The following is a 17,448-nucleotide window of genomic DNA, read 5'->3' as shown; positions in this document are numbered from 1 at the left end:
ACGAGTCCAGTGGACGCCTGGATCGCACGTACACACGGTTTCATACTCGCCCCCAAGGTGGTGGATGGTGGGCGAATCGACCCTTCCCAACCTCGGTTTTACCCGGGATGGTGCATCTGTCGTCGTATCACATCCGAGCGCCGTCCCACACTTAAGGGGCACGGTTCGGACGTGCTACGTCGTACGGACCCGCCGGGAGTTGCACCCGGCGCCCCCGTGAGGGGGTCCGACTCGGAGAGGTCATGTGAGCCCAAGGGCCCATGCAGTAGTCGGAGAACTTCCGACTCGCGGTGACTTGTGGTCACCAGTCAATGCCAATTGGTCGTTGTAAACAACGACCAAGTGAAGGTGGGTTGGGGCAAAGCCCCAATCCCGGTCAGTAGGAGGTGATCCAGCCGCAGATTCCTCTACGGCTACCTTGTTACGACTTAAGCCCCCTTGCGGAGCCCAGATTCGACCACCGCATGGTGGCCTCATCCGGACCCCACTCGGGTGCTTTGACGGGCGGTGTGTGCAAGGAGCAGGGACGTATTCACCGCGCGCTTATGACACGCGATTACTACCGAATCCAGCTTCATGCGGGCGAGTTTCAGCCCGCAATCCGAACTACGACTCCGTTTAGAGATTAGCTTCGCCTCTCGGCGTCGCATCCCTCTGTCAGAGCCATTGTAGCCCGCGTGTTGCCCGGTCCATTCGGGGCATACTGACCTACCGTTGCCCGTTCCTTCCTCCATTTTAGCAATGGCAGTCCTCCTAGTGTACCCAACCACCACAAGGGTGTTGCTGGCAACTAGAAGTGCGGGTCTCGCTCGTTGCCTGACTTAACAGGACGCCTCACGGTACGAGCTGACGGCGGCCATGCACCTCCTCTCAACAGCTCGGGTAAGTTCGTCAAACTGACCGTCGTTACTGTTGTCGGGACCGGTGAGATGTCCGGCGTTGAGTCCAATTAAACCGCAGGCTCCTCCGGTTGTGGTGCTCCCCCGCCAATTCCTTTAAGTTTCATCCTTGCGGACGTACTTCCCAGGCGGCTCGCTTATCGTCTTCACTACGGCACATCACGTGCTCATGGCGCGTGACATACCTAGCGAGCATCGTTTACAGCCAGGACTACCCGGGTATCTAATCCGGTTCGAGACCCTGGCTTTCGTCCCTCACTGTCGGGTCCGGTCTCTCGACGTGGTTTCCCCATTGGTGGTCCGTCCAGGATTACAGGATTTCACTCCTACCCCGGACGTACCCGTCGAGTCTCTCGGCCCCAAGCCGTGCAGTTTCCACCGGACGCCCACGCGTTGAGCGCGTGGATTTCCCAATGGACTTACACAGCAAGCTACGGACGCTTTAGGCCCAATAATATCGGCCATCACTCGTGCTGCCGGTATTACCGCGGCGGCTGGCACCGGTCTTGCCCAGCACTTGTTCCTGAACCACCTTACGGTTCAGAAAAGCGAGGACTATATGCCCTCGCACTCGGAGTCCCCCTATCGCACTCTCGTGCAGTGTAAAGGTTTCGCGCCTGCTGCGCCCCGTAGGGCCCGGTATCTTGTCTCAGATACCGTCTCCAGGCTCTTGCTGTCACAACCTGTACCGATTATGGGCATGGTGGGCCGTTACCCCACCATCTACCTAATCGGCCGCAGCCACATCCTACAGCGCCGGAACGTTTCTCACTCTCGGCACTCCAGCGTGAGAGTGATATCCGCTATTGGCCTCAGTTTCCCGAGGTTATCGCGGTCTGTAGGGTAGTTTGGCCACGTGTTACTGAGCTATATGCCGCGGGTCTAAACCCGCGCGACTAGCATGGCTAAATCGGACTCCGATAGCAATGGCCTCCGGCAGGATCAACCGGAATGTGCTGATATACATCAGCGGCGGAAGTGGTTGCACTCCGTCGGAAGCTAACACTACCTGCTGTACAATACAGCTGGTAGCCTCACACATCGATTCCTATATCGATGTTAACTACTGCATGGGTCCGTGGGCTCACATCAGATTCCATCTTGACGGCGGACCGCAGGGGTGGAATCCTCATGGTGCGAGCGGAAGCCGTCGGAAGACGGCCATGCGCTCTGAGCGAACATCCAACGACGCCCAGAGGGCGTCGTCAGACCGTCGACCCGAGCACGCTGCCCGGGGCGACCTTCGCATCATATCCGATGGGAGGGGTATACATAAATGACTCGTCTCGCAGTCGCCCTGTGTCGGCCCCACACGGCGCACACGTGACGTGAGCCCGTCACACACCAAATCGCAAGACTGCGGCGTTATATCACGATTAGTAGTCAGCACGATTAGACAAGAGGTCGGCGGAGCGCTCGGAGCCAGCTGGCGACTGGAGCTATTGAGCGACAATAGTGCTCCCGCGCAGGGCGGGCAGGCCGGGGAGACTCGGGAGTAGCTGCCGTATCACTCATCGAAAAAACGACTCGCGTCCGTCGCACACGCTGCAGAAAAGGTACTTCAGGCAGTCAGCGAATCGAGGTGGCCTTCGGCACGAAGCTGGTCGGCGTCCTGGCCGTCGTAGCGCCACTCGACGTTGGCTTTCTCGTCTTGCCAGTCCCACGGCTCCGCGAGGACGATGTCTTCCTCGTTAATCCAGGTCCGGAACTTCATCCGGCCAGGGATTCGGCCCATGCGGGTCTCGCCGTCCTCACACTGGAGACGGACGTGGTTCCCACCGAGGTGTTCCGTTACGACTGCGAACAACTGATCGCTGTTTGGCATGCGGAGATTCCGCCGCCCTGTATCTTCACTCACACCGGTAGTAGGCGCCCACTGTGTATAAGTGATTTGAGAGTTGCGATAGCGCGTACCACACGGCACCGCCCGACGGCGTCAGGAGGCCGCTCGACGGCGTCACTGTGGTCAGGGGGCCAAAGTGATGCGAAGCCAGGGGCTGTCGGGCGTGATGGCACGGCCAGGGCCGAGAGAAGTTCAGTCGGCGGCGAGCGTCAGCGGTTCCTCGCTCTCGGCGACCATGTCGTCGGTGAGACCGTCCGCAAGCGCAAAGACAGCGGCTTTGTGGTCTGTCTTCGACTTGTGAATCGATGTCGGCTTGACACCGAGATCTGCGTACTCGTCGTGTTCGACGTCGCTCCCTGTGTCGGCTTCGTAATGGTGCTGTACCTGTGCGAGAAGGCTGTGAAGATGAATGAGCTCTTGCTTCTTCATGGATAGTATCGCCTAGAAGACGAAGGGTTATAGTATTATCTTGCCACTTGTTACCAATATATATCGGTGTAGTTGTCGTACTGTCTCACCGAAATCGAACAGAATGGACACGAGAGCCGTCCGAACGACGATAATTGGACACCGGCCATGAGAACTGCCATCTTGGGGCGACAGCTCCGGGCGCTGTGGCTGGCCGCGCGCCCGAGCCAGGTCGCGCTCATCGCGCTCGTCTACGCGCACGGGGTCGGCATGGCACGGGCACTGACGACCTCCGCTGTGTCGTGGCCGGCAGTCGCGGTCGGCGGCGCCGCCCTGCTCCCCGTAGCGCTGGGCGTCCACTACGCGAACGAGTACGCGGACGTCGAGACCGACCGCCTGACCGAGCGGACGCCCTTCTCCGGCGGGAGCGGCGCCGTAGAGCGGACCGGTGTCCGACGGGAGTTACTCGCGCGGGCTGCTGGCGTCGCGACACTGGTCGGTATCGGTGGCGCCGTCGCCAGCTGGTGGTCCGGGCTGCTGTCCGTGGCCGCACTCGCACTCCTTGGTAGCACCGCCGTCGCGGGACTGGCGTACTCGCTCCCGCCGGCGGCGCTCATCCGCCGTGGCGTTGGCGAACTGACTAACGCTGCCCTCGGCGGGACGCTGCTCCCGCTGTACGGCGTCGCAGTCGTCGGGCGCGTCAGCGCGACGACGGTGCTTGCGGTGGTACCGTTTACCGTGCTGGTCGGCTGTAATCTGCTTTCGACCCACTGGCCCGACCGCGAGGCCGACGCCGCGGTCGGGAAGCGGACACTTGCTGTCCGGTGGTCGGCACCCCGACTCAGGCGGGCGTACTGGCTGCTCGCGGGCGTCGCGGTCCTCCTGACCATCGGGCTCGCCGGGCGGGTGCTGCCGGTCCCAGTCGTCGCGGCCCAGGCGCTCGCGCTGCCGTCGCTGGTGTGGGGTGGCGTCGTGCTCACCCGCCAGCGCTCCCCGTTCCCCGCGGTGAGCGCGATGGTCCTCCACGCGGGCGCGAGCACGGCGGCGTGGTGGTGGCTCACGCTCGGGTAGCGTGATTGTTCGCGCGCGAGCCAAGCTGCGACGGCGCCGTGACCACTGACGCGGTCAGTTGTCTACCGCGTCGTGAGAACCGACCGGGCCGTGGTTCGGGCACGCGCCCGCGATGGGCGTGTCGTTGAGACAGCAGTGGCGCCGCTGGGTCGCGATGAGGCCGGTGACGAGCGGCTCGCCGCAGCGTCGACAGCGCAGCGTCATACCCCCACTTCGTGGCGAAGCCTGTTACGGCTACCGGGCTTTTTGTCCGCCCGGGCCGACGACGCAGCTATGAACGACAACCGGGCCGGGTTCGAGGAGTTTACCCGGACGGCGGCGGCCAGAGAGCGGTTGCTGGAAGCGGTGACACCGACGGAGCGGACCGAACGGGTAGAGCTTCGGGAAGCCGACGACAGGGTGGTAGCGACGGCCGTCACCGCCGACCGCCCGGTCCCCCACTACGAGCGAGCGGCGATGGACGGCTACGCGGTCCGGGCGAGGGACACCTTCGGCGCGAGCGAGCGGTCGCCGGCCTCGCTGCGTATCGGAGACACCGTCCGGAGCGGGACCGCGGCCCGGGTCCACACCGGGAGCGAACTCCCCGACGGTGCCGACGCCGTCGTGATGGTCGAGGCGACCGAGCGGACCGGCGACGAGCTCGCGGTGTTCGAGGCGGTTCCCGAGGGCGGCAACGTCGGCCCTGTGGGCGAGGACGTAGCCGAGGGACAGGACCTGTTCGAGCCTGGCCACCGGCTCAGACCCTCGGACCTGGGCCTGCTGAAAGCCGTCGGACTGGAGACCATCGAGGTGTACGAGCGTCCGCACGTGAGCGTCGTCCCGACGGGCGAGGAACTCGTCCAGGCAGACCCCGACCCCGGCGAAATCATCGAGACGAACGGGCAGACAGTCACTCAGTACGTCGAGCGGTGGGGCGGCGAGGCGACCTACCGGGACGTCGTCACTGACGACGCCGACGAACTCCGGGCGGCCATCGAGCGCGACCTCGACCACGATATCGTCGTGACGACCGGCGGCTCCTCGGTGGGAGAGCGCGACATCGTCCCGACGGTCGTGGCGGAGCTGGGCGAGGTGTTCGTCCACGGTGTCGCGCTCAAGCCCGGCCACCCCGTCGCGCTGGGTGCCGTCGAGGGCACGCCCGTATTGATGCTCCCGGGCTACCCAGTCGCCTGTATCGTCAACGCCGTCCAGTTCCTCAGACCGTCGGTCGCCGCGGCCGGGCACCGCCAGCAGCCGGGGCTTCCGACGACCGAGGCCCACCTGGAACGGAAGATTCCCAGCGAGCCCGGCGTTCGGACGTTCGCACGGGTGACTCTGGACGTAGATGACGAGGGGAGCGCAACGGCCACGCCGACCCGGACGAAAGGGGCCGGCGTCCTCTCCAGCGTGGCACTGGCGGACGGCTGGGTCGTCGTCCCCGAGGAACGGGAGGGGTACGCCGAGGGCGCGACCGTCGCGGTCGAGGAGTGGGAGGGGTGTGCATGAGCGACCGACGGGAGTTCCGCGACCTCGCCACCCCCGAAGAAGCGCGCGCCGTCGTCGAGGGGCTCGATATCGACCCCGGGACGGAGGCGGTCCCGCTGGCCGACGCCCGTGACCGGGTGCTGGCCGAGCGCGTCGACGCCACGCTCGACGTCCCGGGGTTCGACCGCGCGAGCATGGACGGCTACGCGGTCCGGGCCCGGGACACGTTCGGCGCGGGCGAGGCCACGCCCGAGACACTCGAACTGGCCGGGACGGTTCACGCCGGCGAGGAACCCGACGTGACCGTCGATGCGGGGACCGCCGCCGAGATATCGACCGGCGCGGTGATGCCCGACGGCGCCGACGCCGTCGTGATGGTCGAGCGAACCACCGAGACCGACGACGGCGTCGAGATACGCACCGCGGTCACGCCGGGCGAGCACGTCATGCTGGCCGGCGCTGACATCGCGGCCGGCGCGCGGGCGCTCGGGCCCGGCACTCATCTGACACCCCGTGAAATCGGGCTGCTGGCCGCTCTGGGCGTCGACGAGGTCGAAGTCCAGTCTCGCCCGCGCGTAGGCATCGTCTCGACTGGGGACGAACTGGTCCGGCCCGGCGACGAACTCGACAGCGCGGCGGGCCAGATATACGACGTCAACAGCGACACCATCGCCGCAGGTGTCGAGGATGCCGGCGGCGAACCAGTGCTCTACCCCCACGCAGGCGACGATTTCGAGGCGATGGAGGAACTACTCCACGAGGCCGCAGACGAGTGTGACCTCGTACTCTCCTCGGGCTCGACCAGCGCCAGTGCCGTCGACGTCATCTACCGGGTCATCGAGGAGCGAGGGGACCTGCGCCTGCACGGCGTCGCGGTCAAGCCCGGCAAGCCGATGCTCGTCGGCACTATCGGCGAGTCGGCCTACGTCGGCCTGCCCGGCTACCCCGTGTCGGCCCTGACAATCTTCCGGACGTTCGTCGCGCCCGTGATTCGCGACGCAGCGGGCCTGCCCGAACCCAGAACGGCGACGGTCGCGGGCGAGATGGCGGTCGACGAGCGGTACTCCGAGGGGCGGTTACGGTACATGCCCGTCGGCCTGGTCGACGACGGTGAGGGCGCGACGCTCGTCTACCCCGTCGACAAGGGCAGCGGTGCGACGACGAGTCTGGTCGACGCGGACGGCACCGTCGCCGTCCAGCCCGACACCGAGGTGCTCCCGGCCGGCCGGACGGTCGAGGTGACGCTGTTCTCCCCGGACGTGCGCGTTCCGGCGCTGTTCGGCGTGGGCGAGGACGACCCACTGTGGAACCGGCTGCTGGACCGAATCGAGGCACCCCGCTACCTGCCCACCGGGACCGCAGACGGCCTGCGACGCCTCCGCGATGGCGTGCCGGACGTGGCCGTCGTCGCCGGGCCGACGGCGGAGGAGGAACCGGGCGAGGAGCTGGGCGGCTGGACACGTGAGTGGGGACTCGCCGTCGCGCCCGACAGCGACGTTGCGGACCTCGCAACCCTGGTCGACGGCGACTATCGGTTCGTCAACCGGGACGGCGGGTCGGGCCTGCGTCGCAGCTTCGACGCCGAGCTGGAGCGAGTGGCCGACGACCGCGGGGCATCGGTGGCGGCGGTGACCGACGCTATCGACGGCTACGAGCTGACAGCCGAGGCCACCGAAAGTCCCGCCCGCAAGGTCGCGGCCGGCGAGGCCGACGCCGGCCTGTCCCTGGGTGCGACGGCCGCGACACTCGGCCTCGAGTTCGTCCCGCTGGGAACCGAGCGCGTCCGCGTGCTCGCGAATCGGGACCGGACCGAGAAGGAAAGTGTCGAGCGGTTGCGGAGGCTGCTGGGAGAGCTGGACGACCTCGCCGCGGGCATCGAGGGGTTCGAGGGGTAGCTCGCAGAAAGTCACTCAAGGGCCGGTCACCTACGGTGGGCAATGACACCAGAACCGTCTGCATCTCGCGTCGCCGAGACCGTCGCGGAGGGCTGAGCGATGGCCGAGTCACTCGCCGAGCCGTTCCGCTTCGAGTACGACCCTGCCACCGTCAGATACGGGCCACAGTGCGTCTCGCAGCTGGCCAGCGAGGTGACGGCGCTTGGCTGTGAGCGCGCGCTGGTGGTCACCGGCGCGACTGTGGGCGAGACCCCGGCGGTGATAGAGCCCGTGCGCGCGGGCCTCGACGAACGGCTGGCCGGCGTCTTCGCCGGAACCACCCCGAAGAAGCGCCTCGGCACGGCCTACGAGGCACTGACACAGTATCATGAGGCCGACGTGGACTGTCTCGTCGCCGTCGGCGGCGGCAGCAGCCTCGACGTGGCGACGGTGCTGTCGGTGCTCGCGGGTACCGACCGCGACCCCGCGGCCGTCGGCGCCGAACTGGTCGAGCGCGGGACCCTCTCGGTACCCGAGTCGGGCGTCCCGCCGGTTATCACGGTACCGACGACGCTTGCCGGCGCCGACCTCTCGCAGGTGGCCGGCGTCACCGCCGACCCGGCGACCTGCCCCGTCGAAGAACCCGCAAGCGGCGCCGTCAGCGACTCCAGGCTGATGCCCGCGGCCGCCTGCTACGACCCGGAACTGGTAGCGACGACCCCACGAGCGGTGCTCGCGGGCTCTGCGATGAACGGCTTCGACAAAGGCATCGAGACGCTGTACGCCCGGAACCGCACGCCGGTCACCGATGCGACCGCGACGCGCGGGCTGGGGTTGCTGGCCGACGGCCTGGAGACACTGGGCGCGGGCGAGGCCGACGAGACGACGTTCCAGCGACTCACGCAGGGCATCCTCCTGGTCCAGTACGGCATCTCCAGACCGGACGGGACGACCCTCTCGCTGATTCACGCCCTCGGTCACGGTCTTACACGCACGTACGACGTCCAGCAGGGCGCCGCCCACGCAATCGTCGCGCCCCACGCGCTGGCGTACCTCTTCGAGGCCGTCGACGGCCACCGGGACCTGCTCGCGGGGGCGCTGGGCGTCACCGACGCTGCCGACCCGGCGGGTGCAGTGGTCGAGCGTGTCGCCGACATCGCTGCCGGGCTGGGACTCCCGACGAGACTCCGTGACGTGGACGGGCCGGACCGCGAGGCGTTCCCCGCCGTGGCCGAGGCCGTCCTCGCGGACGCGTTCATGACGAACGCGCCGCCGGAACTGGAGCCGACCCGAGAGGATATCGTGGGCGTGCTGGAAGCGGCGTGGTGAGAGTTACTCGAGTTCGCCCCGCAGCACCTTCGCCGCGACGAGAATCGGGTCCCACACCGGGCTGAACGGTGGGGCGTAGGCCAGGTCGAGGCGTTCGAGCTCCGCGACGGTCAGGTCCGAGTCCAGCGCCGTCGCCAGCGTGTCGATGCGGATGGCCGCACGGTCCTTCCCGACGATGGAGCCACCGATGACGCGTCCACTCTCACGGTCGGCGGTCAGGCTCACCGTGGTCGGCTCGTTGCCGGGGTAGTAGCCCGACCGCGAGCCGGCGGTAATGGTCTTCGTCACCGGGTCGAAGCCGGCCGCACGCGCGTCGTCGTGGTCGATGATACCGACCCGACCGGCCTCCAGCTCGAACGCTTTGACCACGGCGGTGCCGGCCACGTCACCGACTGGCTCCGGGTCCCCGGCGACGGTCTGGCCGATAGCCCGGCCCGCGCGATTGGCCGTGAGTCCGAGGGGGACCCAGGCGGGCTCGCCGGTGACAGTGTGGTCGTCCTCGGCGCAGTCCCCGGCGGCGTAGACGTTCTCGACGTTCGTCCGGCCGTACTCGTCGACAGCGACGGCCCCCGACTCGCCCAGCTCGACCGGCGTGTCGGCGAGCAGTTGCGAGTTCGGCGCGACACCGATACCCACGAGGGCAAGGTCGACGTCGACGCGGCCGTTCTCGTGGACCACCGCCTCGACGCGGTCGCCCCCGGCGAGTTCCTCGACGCTGCAGTTCAGATGGAGTTCGACGCCCTGCTCGCGGAGGTGGTCGGCCACCCGCTCACACACCGAGTCGCCGAAGGGCGAGAGGAGATGCGGACCCCGCTGGAAGACGTGGGTCTCCAGTCCGTGGGCGCGGAACGCCTCTGCCATCTCGACGCCGACGTAGCCGCCGCCGACGATGGCCACCCGCTCGGGCGGCGCTATCGCCGCGTAGTGGTCGACGAGCTCGGCGTCCACGTACTCGATGCTCGTGTCGACCGCGGGCTCGTCCGGGTCGGCCAGCGCGGCTCTGATGGCCGCCGCCGAGTCCAGCCCGTGCATCGTGAAGGCCATATCGCGGTGGTAGCCATCGATGGGGTCAGTGATGGCGTGGGCGCCGGTAGCCACCAGCAGGTCGCCGTAGGGTTGCTCGAAACGCTCGCCACCGCCCTCGACGGTCACGGTCTCGGCGTCGGTGTCGACGGCGACGACCTCGTGTTCACGCCGGAGGTCGATGCCCCGCTCGGCCGCTTCCTCGGGCGAGAGCGACAGCAGGTCGGTGAGCCGCTCGACCTCGCCTTTGACGTAGTAAGGCGTCCCGCAGTGGGCGTAGGACACCCACCGCCCCTTCTCGAAGACGACGACGTCGCTGTCGGGGTTCTCGCGCGTGTACTTGCTCGCAGCGCTGAGGCCGGCAGCGTCGCCGCCGACGACCACGAACGGGTCACTCATACCGGGACGTGGGTCGCCTGTCACCTAACTGTTGAGTTACCCCTGGGTTAGCCCCGCCACCGGAGCGTGACGGACGGCATCCCGCGCCGTGGATGACGAAGATAACGCTAGGTAACCCGCTTACGGGACGTAACTATTAGTGGCTGGCCGGCCAACAGTCGGGTATGAGCGAGGACACGAGCGAACCGCTGGCGGTCTGGTGTGCGGGCGAGGAGTGGTGTCCCATCACGACGACGGCGACACTCATCGGGAAGAAGTGGCACCCCGTCATCGTCCACCGATTGCTGGAGAACGGTCCCTCGGGGTTCAACGAGCTCAAAGAGAACGTCGACGGCATCTCTTCGAAGGTACTCTCGGACAGTCTCGAAGACCTCCAGGACCACGGGCTGGTGAATCGGGACGTCGTCAACGAACAGCCATTTCGGGTCCAGTACTCGCTGACCGAGCGCGGAGCGTCCCTGGAACCGGTCATCACCGAGATGGCGGTCTGGGGGAAAGAACACCTCCGGCCGGCCGACGAGTCGGACTGACCGCGCGGCTCATCAGGTTGGGCCGACCTCTCATACTGGTGGCTGTACGTTCGGACCGATATTCGACACCTCGGGGTGTCGAATTCCGTCAGTTTGTACAGCCACCAGTATCAGGTACGTCCGGAGAAGTGCCGACCCACGAGGCCGATGGCGACGAGGATGAGACCGACGACAGCGACGCCACCCCCCAGCAGGAAGCGCGCGAACCCGCCACCGATGTACGTCCCGTCGTCGCGGTAGACGTTGTACACCGTCCCGTTCTTCTCGACGAGCAGTGGTGCCCGGTCGACGACGGGGCTGTCCGCCCGCGGGTGATACTCCCCGCGGCCGTCGGTCGTGTTCGCGACGATGGCGTCGACGGCCCGCCGGGTCTCCGGGCGGAGCGAGTCGTACGCGACCACCCGACCACCGACGGTGGCGTCGAACACCTGAAACGCGGACGCCTCCGTCAGTGTCACCGTCGACCCGTTGTTCCGCACCGAGAGCGCGTAGCGCTGGGTCCCATCACCGGCGCTCCCCGGCGGCGCCGGGGTACGCGGACGAACGTCGGTCCGCACTGCCGGCGAAGCCGGTGGGCGGTCCCAGCTCACGAACTCGTGTTTCCAGTCGAGGCGGCGGAGGTCCGAACGCACCGTTGGGTCCGCCGTCGTGGCCGTGCCGTTGCGTGCCGCGCGCGTCAGCACCGCCCGGGTCCCGTCCGGGTCATCGTATCCGAACCCGAGCTCCTCGACTCGAAGGAGAACCCGCTGGTCACGGGTCGGGGTCCCGTCGAGCCGGATATCGTTCGAGCTCGGGTCGTCGACGGCCACTTCCGGGCCGTGATAGGGCGCATCTGTCGTCTCCGGGCTGACCATGGCGAGCCCGTAGGGCAGGTACAGCGGGGCCGGCAAGCAGAGCAGTCCGACGGCGAGAATCGCGGTCGCAATCCGGCGTCTGGGGGGCATCTGTCGATTCAGTATCAAGAGAGTCCAACAAATGTTTTGTGTTCGTACCGGTGCTGTGGTATCAACGTTGAAGGGGCTGCTCGACCGAGCAATGCCATGTACCTCGCTGACGAGGCCTGGCCCGACCTCGAGTCGTACTTCGAAGCCGAGTCGCTCGCACTGGTCCCCCTGGGCTCGACAGAACAGCACGGTCCCCACCTGCCCGAGGGCACGGACCACATCATCGCGGAGTCCTTTGCCCGCGCCGCGGCCGCGGAGACTGGCTATCTCTGTACCCCCACTATCAACGTCGGCGTCAGCCCCCACCATCGGCAGTTCCACGGGACGATGTGGGTCGACGGCCCGGCGTTCCGGGACTACGTCGAGAGCCTCACTCGCAACCTCGCGTACCACGGTATCGACCGCGTCATCTTCGTCAACGCCCACGGCGGCAACGTCGAGCACCTCCGTGAGGTGGGCCGGCGCGTCCGTGACGACGGGACGATGTACGCAATCGAGTGGATGTGGGACGAGTCCATCACCGAGCGAATCGAGGACGTCTTCGAGACGCCCGGTCCCCACGGCGGTCCCAAGGAGACCTCGCTCATCCAGCACCTCGCGGGGGACCTGGTCCACGAGGACCGCATCGAAGACGCCCGCGACGGCGGGCTCGTCGAGTTCGACGAAGACACCGGGCGTCAGTACGGCGCCACCACCTTCTACGACGCCATCGACAACACCGACAACGGCGTCCTCGGGGACCAGACAGACGCCTCCGCCGCCGTCGGCGAGGAACTGTTCGAGGCGGCACTTGCCAATCTCTGTAAACTCTGTGAGTGGCTCGCCGACCAGCCCTTCGAGGCCCTCACCCCGAAGCCGCACGTGTAGGCTTAAGGTCTCCCCGACACGATGTAGAACTATCATGTACGACCAACCAGACCGAGTGGAGGGAGACAGATGAATACCCTCGACGAGATCGAACGCGAAGTAAAGGACACGGCACACTACGTCAGCAGCAACCTCGCGAACTACGCCCACCGGGCCGCGGGCGAGAACCCCAGTGGCGAGTCCCAGGTCGGCGGCGACGTCTGGGCCGACGACCTCTTTTTCGACTCACTGTCAGGCATCGAGGGCGTCGGTGGCTACGCGAGCGAGGAGCGAGAGGGAATCGAAGACCTCGGCGACGGGTACACCATCGCTATCGACCCGCTCGATGGCTCCTCGAACCTGGCCTCGAACAACTCCGTGGGGACCATCGTCGGCGTCTACGACAGCGAGTTACCCGCGAGCGGGCGCAACCTCGTCGCCTCGATGATGGTGCTGTATGGCCCCTATACTACGCTGACGGTGGCCCGTGAGGACCGTGATATAGTCCAGGAGTACCTCCTCCGAGACGGCCACAGCGAGCGGTGGGGTACCTTCACCCAGCCCCAGGACCCGACGGTGCTGGGGATGGCCGGGAAGTGGAGCCAGCGCAGCGAGGCGATGAACGAACTCGCTCAGGAGTTCGCCCGCGAACTCAAGCCCCGCTACGGGGGCGCGACGGTCGCCGACCTGGCACAGGTCCTCGAGTACGGCGGCCTCTTTGGCTACCCCGCGACCAACAAGTACCCCGACGGGAAGCTCCGCATTCACTTCGAGGCGGGCCCGCTGGCGTACCTCGTCGAGGCCGCCGGCGGCGCCTCATCGGACGGGAACCAGTCGCTGCTCGACGTCGAGCCCGACGAGGTCCACGGCCGGACCCCGACCTTCCTCGGCAACGAGTCGCTCATCCAGCGCCTCGAAGAGGGGCTGGCCGAGTAACCCGGTCGGCACCACCGAGCGGCCGACTTCTCAGACGTTCCGATAGTCCCCGAGCCGCGTCCCGTCGAGGAGGAACGCCTCCGCGTCGGCCACCCCGGCCGGGAGAAACGGCGCGAGAAAGTCCTGGCCCCGGACGTTGACCCACGTCCCGCCCGACCGGTCGTTGAACGCCGGAAAGACGACCAGGTCCCCGTCCACGTCGAGCGGCTGGTCGTAGTGGTCTTCGAAGGAGCCGGGCACAAGGGGGCCACGAAGCCAGGCTCGCTCCTTTCGGTTGCCGCCGACCTCGTCCTCCAGCTTGACCACCGGGTGCTCGTGGCCTACACAGACGACGGCCGATTCCAGGACCGCCGGAGACGGCCACGTGTGGCCGTGGGCAAAGCCCACGTCGCCGATGGTGGTTCCGTGGCCCGGCGTTATCGTCACGTCCGTGTCGACGTCATCGAGAACCGGCTCTAGCTCACCGTCGTGGTTTCCTTTCACGAGGGTAACTGGGACAGTCAGAGCCGAAAACAGCGCTTCCAGCTCCTCGCGCTCTGTCTCGAACGGCGAGCCGATGGCGTGGCCGAGGTCACCGACGACGACCAGCCGGTCGGCACCGGTGCGGTCGAGGGCTGCCAGCAGCCGCTCTCGACGCTCGCTCGCCGCCGACCGGAGCTCGACCCCCTCGTAGCGCAGCCCGGCCTCGATACCGGCGTGGTAGTCCGCGAGCGCGAGCAGCCGCTGGCCGTCGGTGTCGACGGTGGCCGCGGGGACGCCCGGGACTGGTTCGACACGCATCGCTGGGTCGTTGGCGACCACGCGAGAAAAGGGGCGCGCCTCGACGTTCAGATGGGCGTCAGCTTGTCGTCGTCGGGCTCGTAGCAGCGCCCGCCCATCAGCGCGTCCTGGATGGCGTCTTCGACGGCGTCGCGGTCCGCACTGTAGCCCTCCATCACCTCGGTGATGACTTCCTCGCGGTCCGCGCCGCTGCCCTCGTTCAGGTCGGTCATGACCGCCATCACCGCGTCTTCGAGATCGACGTCCTCGGCCGGTGGCTCGTCAGTCGTCGCCGCTTCAGCGGTCGTCGGTTCCGCTTCGGCGGCCGGCTCGTCAGCGGTCGCCGCCTCGTCTTCTGTCGCCGCTTCGGTGTCGGACGGCCCGTCCGCCTCGGCCGCGGCTTCCGCCTCGGCCAGCTCCTCGGGGTCGGGCGTCTCGATGCCAGCCTCGCCGGCGTCGTCGACCTCCGTGCCGCTCTGGAAGTCAGTGCCGTACTCTTCCTCTATCTCCTCGCGCTCGTCCTCGTCGAGTTCGAACTCGGTGTCGAACTCCCCGACCTCGTCGTCGCTCGCCGCGTCGGCGTCTACTGCAGTCTCGCCCGTCGACTCAGTCGTGCCACCGCCGTCGAAATTACCCAGCGTTCCCGAATTTCCTTCGTCGGCAGCATCGGAAGCCGAAGCAGGCTCCGGTTCCGTCGGTGCAGACTCAGTGTCCGTCGCCGGCTCCGAACTCTCGTCGGTTTCGGGGGTCGAACTGGTCGTTTCGGTCGTTGTTTCCGTCGAAGGTTCTTCACCTGTTTCCGCCGAATCGGTCGTCTCGGCAGGTGAAGTATCGTCGGCCGCAGCTGACGGAGACGGTGCCGTATCGGTCGCCGACTCGGCAGCCTCGGTATCCGCCGTCGACTCGGGAGCCGCTGAGTCCGCAGGCGTCGATTCGTCGGGTTCGTCGCCGACGTCGCTCGGCTCGGCCGAGCGACCGTCGCTGGGCGCTTCGAGCTCCATCGTCGCCAGAGCCGCCAGCGGACCGTCCGTGCCGTCGCCGGGGGCACGTGAGAGGGTTCCGGCCTCGTCGCGCTCGCCCGCGACGACGCGGGCGGCGTTTACCGCCAGGTCCCGGACCGCTTGCAGGTAGTCGCCGGTCGTGTCGTAGTAGTCAAGCGCCAGCGTGGCGCCGGCGGCGTCGCTCTCTTCGACGCCGGCCGCGACCAGCGCCTGTTGCAGGGCGTCACCCGACAGGTCGGACTGTTTGGCGCTTGCCATTCGGCCCACGCGGGCGACGGTCTGCTCGGCCGCCTGGACGACCCAGCGGTCGCGCGTCTCGGCGTCGACCTCGCTTATGGACTCCGGCCGAACGGAGGTGAACACCCGGTCGCCGTCTTCGGGTTCGAAGGTACGGGCCTTGCCCGTCACGGCCACGAACAGCGGCGGGGTGGCGGCTTCCAGAAACGCCAGTGCCTCCGGCTGGTACTGCCCCGCGTAGACGACGAACGGGCCGGTCGGGTCCACGATGCGCGCTCTGAGGACCTCCTCGTTGACCTGCTCTAGCTCGGTGAGGACGCCGACGACGAACAGGCGGTTGACCCGCGCGCCCGTCGGCGTCACCACGTAGTTCGGGGCGCGCTCTTCGTCGGACTCCGAGTAGGAGAACTCGGCGTCGTCGAACTCCGCGGCGAAGAGGCGGTGGGCGACCTCGCGACGGCCCGGGCCGCTGTCCTCGGACTCGCTCATGGTTCGACCTCCGCGAGCAGGGCTTTCGCACGCTCGGCCGGGTCCGCCGTCGACTCGCCGAACTCGCTGGCGTTCAGGTTCGCGCCGTACTCGTCGACCGACAGCGAACCGCGGACGACGTACTCCCGGCCGACCACGCGCTCGGCGATGCGGTCGGCGACGACGGATTTGTCCATCGCGTCGCGAGCGTGTTCGCGAGCGTCGTCGAGGTCACCGCCGTATATCTCCTCGGTCAGTTCGTCGTCGAGGATGACGGTCACGGTCGCCGTGCCGTCGTCGAGGATGGCCTTCGTCCGCAGGTCGTCCTCGCCCTCGACGGCACCGTGGGAGCGACACTGCCCACTCTGGACGACGCGGCCACACTCGGGACAGCGCTCGATGAGCCCGGAGCCGTCGCGTATCTGGATGACGTTGCCCACGAGTTCGACGTCGAACTGCCCGCCGCTCTCGACGGCCTCGCCGACGCCCATCCGCGGGGCGTCCTCGGCGACGGAAACGGACTCACTGAGGGACTCGACCGTCGAGAACTCCGAGACGTTGACCGACGGCGCGCCGCGGAACTCACGGACGAACGTCTCCTCGATGCGGACCGACGCGCCGGCCTCGATTTCGTCGTGGGGCTCCCAGTCGGTGAAGGGGAGCCGGCCGGTGGGGTCGCCCAGGACCCCGGAGAGAATCTCGGTCTCGCCGTCGCGGCCGTCGATGGTCTTGGTCTCACACTCCAGGACCTGCACCTCGACGGTGATGCCGCGGTCGCCGGGTTCGAGGTCACGGAGGTCCGCCTCGCCGCCGACCTCGGCGTCGATATCGAGCCGTTCGTCAAGGACGGTCGCGTCGGTGCTGTCGCCGAGGTTGAGTTCGGGCTTGCCGTCCCATTCTCTCACCCCGGCGTTGCCGAACTGCACGGTCTGGCCGGGTTCGAGCTCCCCCTCGAAGCCGTCCCACGCGGTGTAGGAGATGGTCCCCGACTCGTCTGCGAGTTCGCCCTCACGGATGACGTGTTGTTCGCCGTTGTACTGGATGGAGCGACGCCCGGACGTGAGCACCACTGCGGTGACGGTCACGTTCGAGTCGTCGGTGGTGACCTCGCCGATGGCCTTGCTGGACGGGCCGCTGCTTCCGCCGCCACCGCCGTCGCCGTACTTCCGGCGGAGGCTCTGTTTGGCCTCGTCCATCGGCACCGAGTAGTTCACCAGGTTCTCCAGGTCGCGTTTGACCTCCTCTTTGTCTACGTCGAGGTCGGAGGCGAGTTCCTCGACATGATCTTCGAGAGACATCGGTGAACGCTTCGAGAGGGGTACTGAAAAGGGTTTGTGGGCCTAGGTGAGGTAGCAGCGGTTAGTCAAGAGAACCAGCGTGTGAACAGCCAGAAAGCCCCGGCCATAGCCGGTTGACC

The 17,448-nt window shown here is 67.2% G+C and carries 15 protein-coding genes and 1 rRNA gene; 7 read left to right on the top strand and 9 right to left on the bottom strand.

Annotated features, from left to right (window positions below; all coding sequences use genetic code 11):
* Positions 1-381: 381 nt before the first annotated feature.
* The 3 genes from EGD98_RS16140 to EGD98_RS16130 all read right to left on the bottom strand — a co-directional run bounded on the left by EGD98_RS16140 (position 382) and on the right by EGD98_RS16130 (position 3,171).
* Positions 382-1,852: ribosomal RNA gene (locus tag EGD98_RS16140) — 16S ribosomal RNA — on the bottom strand.
* 608 nt (positions 1,853-2,460) lie between these two features.
* On the bottom strand, positions 2,461-2,757 hold the full coding sequence (locus EGD98_RS16135) for a translation initiation factor eIF-1A (RefSeq protein ID WP_220589384.1): 297 nt from the start codon (positions 2,755-2,757) through the stop codon (positions 2,461-2,463).
* A 177-nt stretch (positions 2,758-2,934) separates the two neighbouring features.
* On the bottom strand, positions 2,935-3,171 hold the full coding sequence (locus EGD98_RS16130) for a UPF0058 family protein (RefSeq protein WP_220589383.1): 237 nt from the start codon (positions 3,169-3,171) through the stop codon (positions 2,935-2,937).
* 147 nt (positions 3,172-3,318) lie between these two features.
* On the opposite strand from EGD98_RS16130, the gene EGD98_RS16125 reads away from it, so the two are divergent.
* Positions 3,319-4,221, top strand: a complete 903-nt coding sequence (locus EGD98_RS16125) for a prenyltransferase (protein ID WP_220589382.1) — start codon at positions 3,319-3,321, stop codon at positions 4,219-4,221.
* A gap of 54 nt (positions 4,222-4,275) precedes the next feature.
* Here EGD98_RS16125 and EGD98_RS16120 read toward each other — a convergent pair whose 3' ends face one another.
* Positions 4,276-4,425: a hypothetical protein gene (locus tag EGD98_RS16120; RefSeq protein WP_220589381.1), complete on the bottom strand. Its 150-nt coding sequence runs from the start codon at positions 4,423-4,425 to the stop codon at positions 4,276-4,278.
* A 69-nt stretch (positions 4,426-4,494) separates the two neighbouring features.
* On the opposite strand from EGD98_RS16120, the gene EGD98_RS16115 reads away from it, so the two are divergent.
* From EGD98_RS16115 to EGD98_RS16105, 3 genes are all read left to right on the top strand, one after another.
* Positions 4,495-5,706 carry a molybdopterin molybdotransferase MoeA gene (locus EGD98_RS16115; RefSeq protein WP_220589380.1) on the top strand — a complete coding sequence of 404 codons (1,212 nt, stop codon included), beginning with the start codon at positions 4,495-4,497 and terminating at the stop codon, positions 5,704-5,706.
* Entirely contained in the window at positions 5,703-7,580 is a 1,878-nt protein-coding gene (locus EGD98_RS16110; RefSeq protein WP_220589379.1) for a molybdopterin biosynthesis protein, read from the top strand. Before EGD98_RS16115 ends, EGD98_RS16110 begins: the two co-directional genes overlap by 4 nt.
* A gap of 99 nt (positions 7,581-7,679) precedes the next feature.
* The gene (locus EGD98_RS16105) at positions 7,680-8,888 is read left to right on the top strand and encodes an iron-containing alcohol dehydrogenase family protein (RefSeq protein ID WP_220589378.1); all 1,209 of its coding nucleotides are present in this window, start codon (positions 7,680-7,682) and stop codon (positions 8,886-8,888) included.
* Between the two features lie 3 nt (positions 8,889-8,891).
* Here the strand turns inward: EGD98_RS16105 and EGD98_RS16100 are convergent, their stop codons facing one another.
* Positions 8,892-10,310 (bottom strand): FAD-dependent oxidoreductase, encoded by a 1,419-nt coding sequence (locus EGD98_RS16100; RefSeq protein WP_220589377.1) that lies wholly within the window; start codon positions 10,308-10,310, stop codon positions 8,892-8,894.
* 164 nt (positions 10,311-10,474) lie between these two features.
* Here EGD98_RS16100 and EGD98_RS16095 point away from each other — a divergent pair, with 164 nt between their 5' ends.
* The gene (locus EGD98_RS16095; protein WP_220589376.1) at positions 10,475-10,840 is read left to right on the top strand and encodes a winged helix-turn-helix transcriptional regulator; all 366 of its coding nucleotides are present in this window, start codon (positions 10,475-10,477) and stop codon (positions 10,838-10,840) included.
* Between the two features lie 110 nt (positions 10,841-10,950).
* On the opposite strand, the gene EGD98_RS16090 is transcribed toward EGD98_RS16095, so the two are convergent.
* Complete coding sequence (locus EGD98_RS16090; RefSeq protein ID WP_220589375.1) at positions 10,951-11,784, bottom strand: DUF7979 domain-containing protein; 834 nt, start codon at positions 11,782-11,784, stop codon at positions 10,951-10,953.
* Positions 11,785-11,880: 96 nt separating this feature from the next.
* On the opposite strand from EGD98_RS16090, the gene EGD98_RS16085 reads away from it, so the two are divergent.
* Together EGD98_RS16085 and EGD98_RS16080 are read left to right on the top strand one after the other, a co-directional pair.
* A complete protein-coding gene (locus tag EGD98_RS16085; RefSeq protein WP_220589374.1) occupies positions 11,881-12,651 on the top strand; it encodes a creatininase family protein in 771 nt (256 codons plus the stop codon).
* A 69-nt stretch (positions 12,652-12,720) separates the two neighbouring features.
* Complete coding sequence (locus EGD98_RS16080; RefSeq protein WP_220589373.1) at positions 12,721-13,566, top strand: class 1 fructose-bisphosphatase; 846 nt, start codon at positions 12,721-12,723, stop codon at positions 13,564-13,566.
* A 30-nt stretch (positions 13,567-13,596) separates the two neighbouring features.
* Here the strand turns inward: EGD98_RS16080 and EGD98_RS16075 are convergent, their stop codons facing one another.
* The 3 genes from EGD98_RS16075 to EGD98_RS16065 are packed head-to-tail and all read right to left on the bottom strand — an operon-like array spanning position 13,597 to position 17,329.
* Positions 13,597-14,346 carry a metallophosphoesterase gene (locus EGD98_RS16075; RefSeq protein ID WP_220589372.1) on the bottom strand — a complete coding sequence of 250 codons (750 nt, stop codon included), beginning with the start codon at positions 14,344-14,346 and terminating at the stop codon, positions 13,597-13,599.
* Positions 14,347-14,393: 47 nt separating this feature from the next.
* Entirely contained in the window at positions 14,394-16,052 is a 1,659-nt protein-coding gene (locus EGD98_RS16070; protein ID WP_220589371.1) for a hypothetical protein, read from the bottom strand.
* Positions 16,049-17,329 carry a Single-stranded DNA binding protein gene (locus tag EGD98_RS16065; protein ID WP_220589370.1) on the bottom strand — a complete coding sequence of 427 codons (1,281 nt, stop codon included), beginning with the start codon at positions 17,327-17,329 and terminating at the stop codon, positions 16,049-16,051. Before EGD98_RS16065 ends, EGD98_RS16070 begins: the two co-directional genes overlap by 4 nt.
* Positions 17,330-17,448: the final 119 nt, after the last annotated feature.

It is taken from the genome of Haloarcula salinisoli (assembly GCF_019599405.1).
GTDB classification, from domain to species: Archaea; Halobacteriota; Halobacteria; order Halobacteriales; family Haloarculaceae; genus Haloarcula; species Haloarcula salinisoli.
The sequence above is the reverse complement of the archived record's forward strand: the minus strand, read 5'-3'. Positions and strand labels throughout refer to the sequence as shown.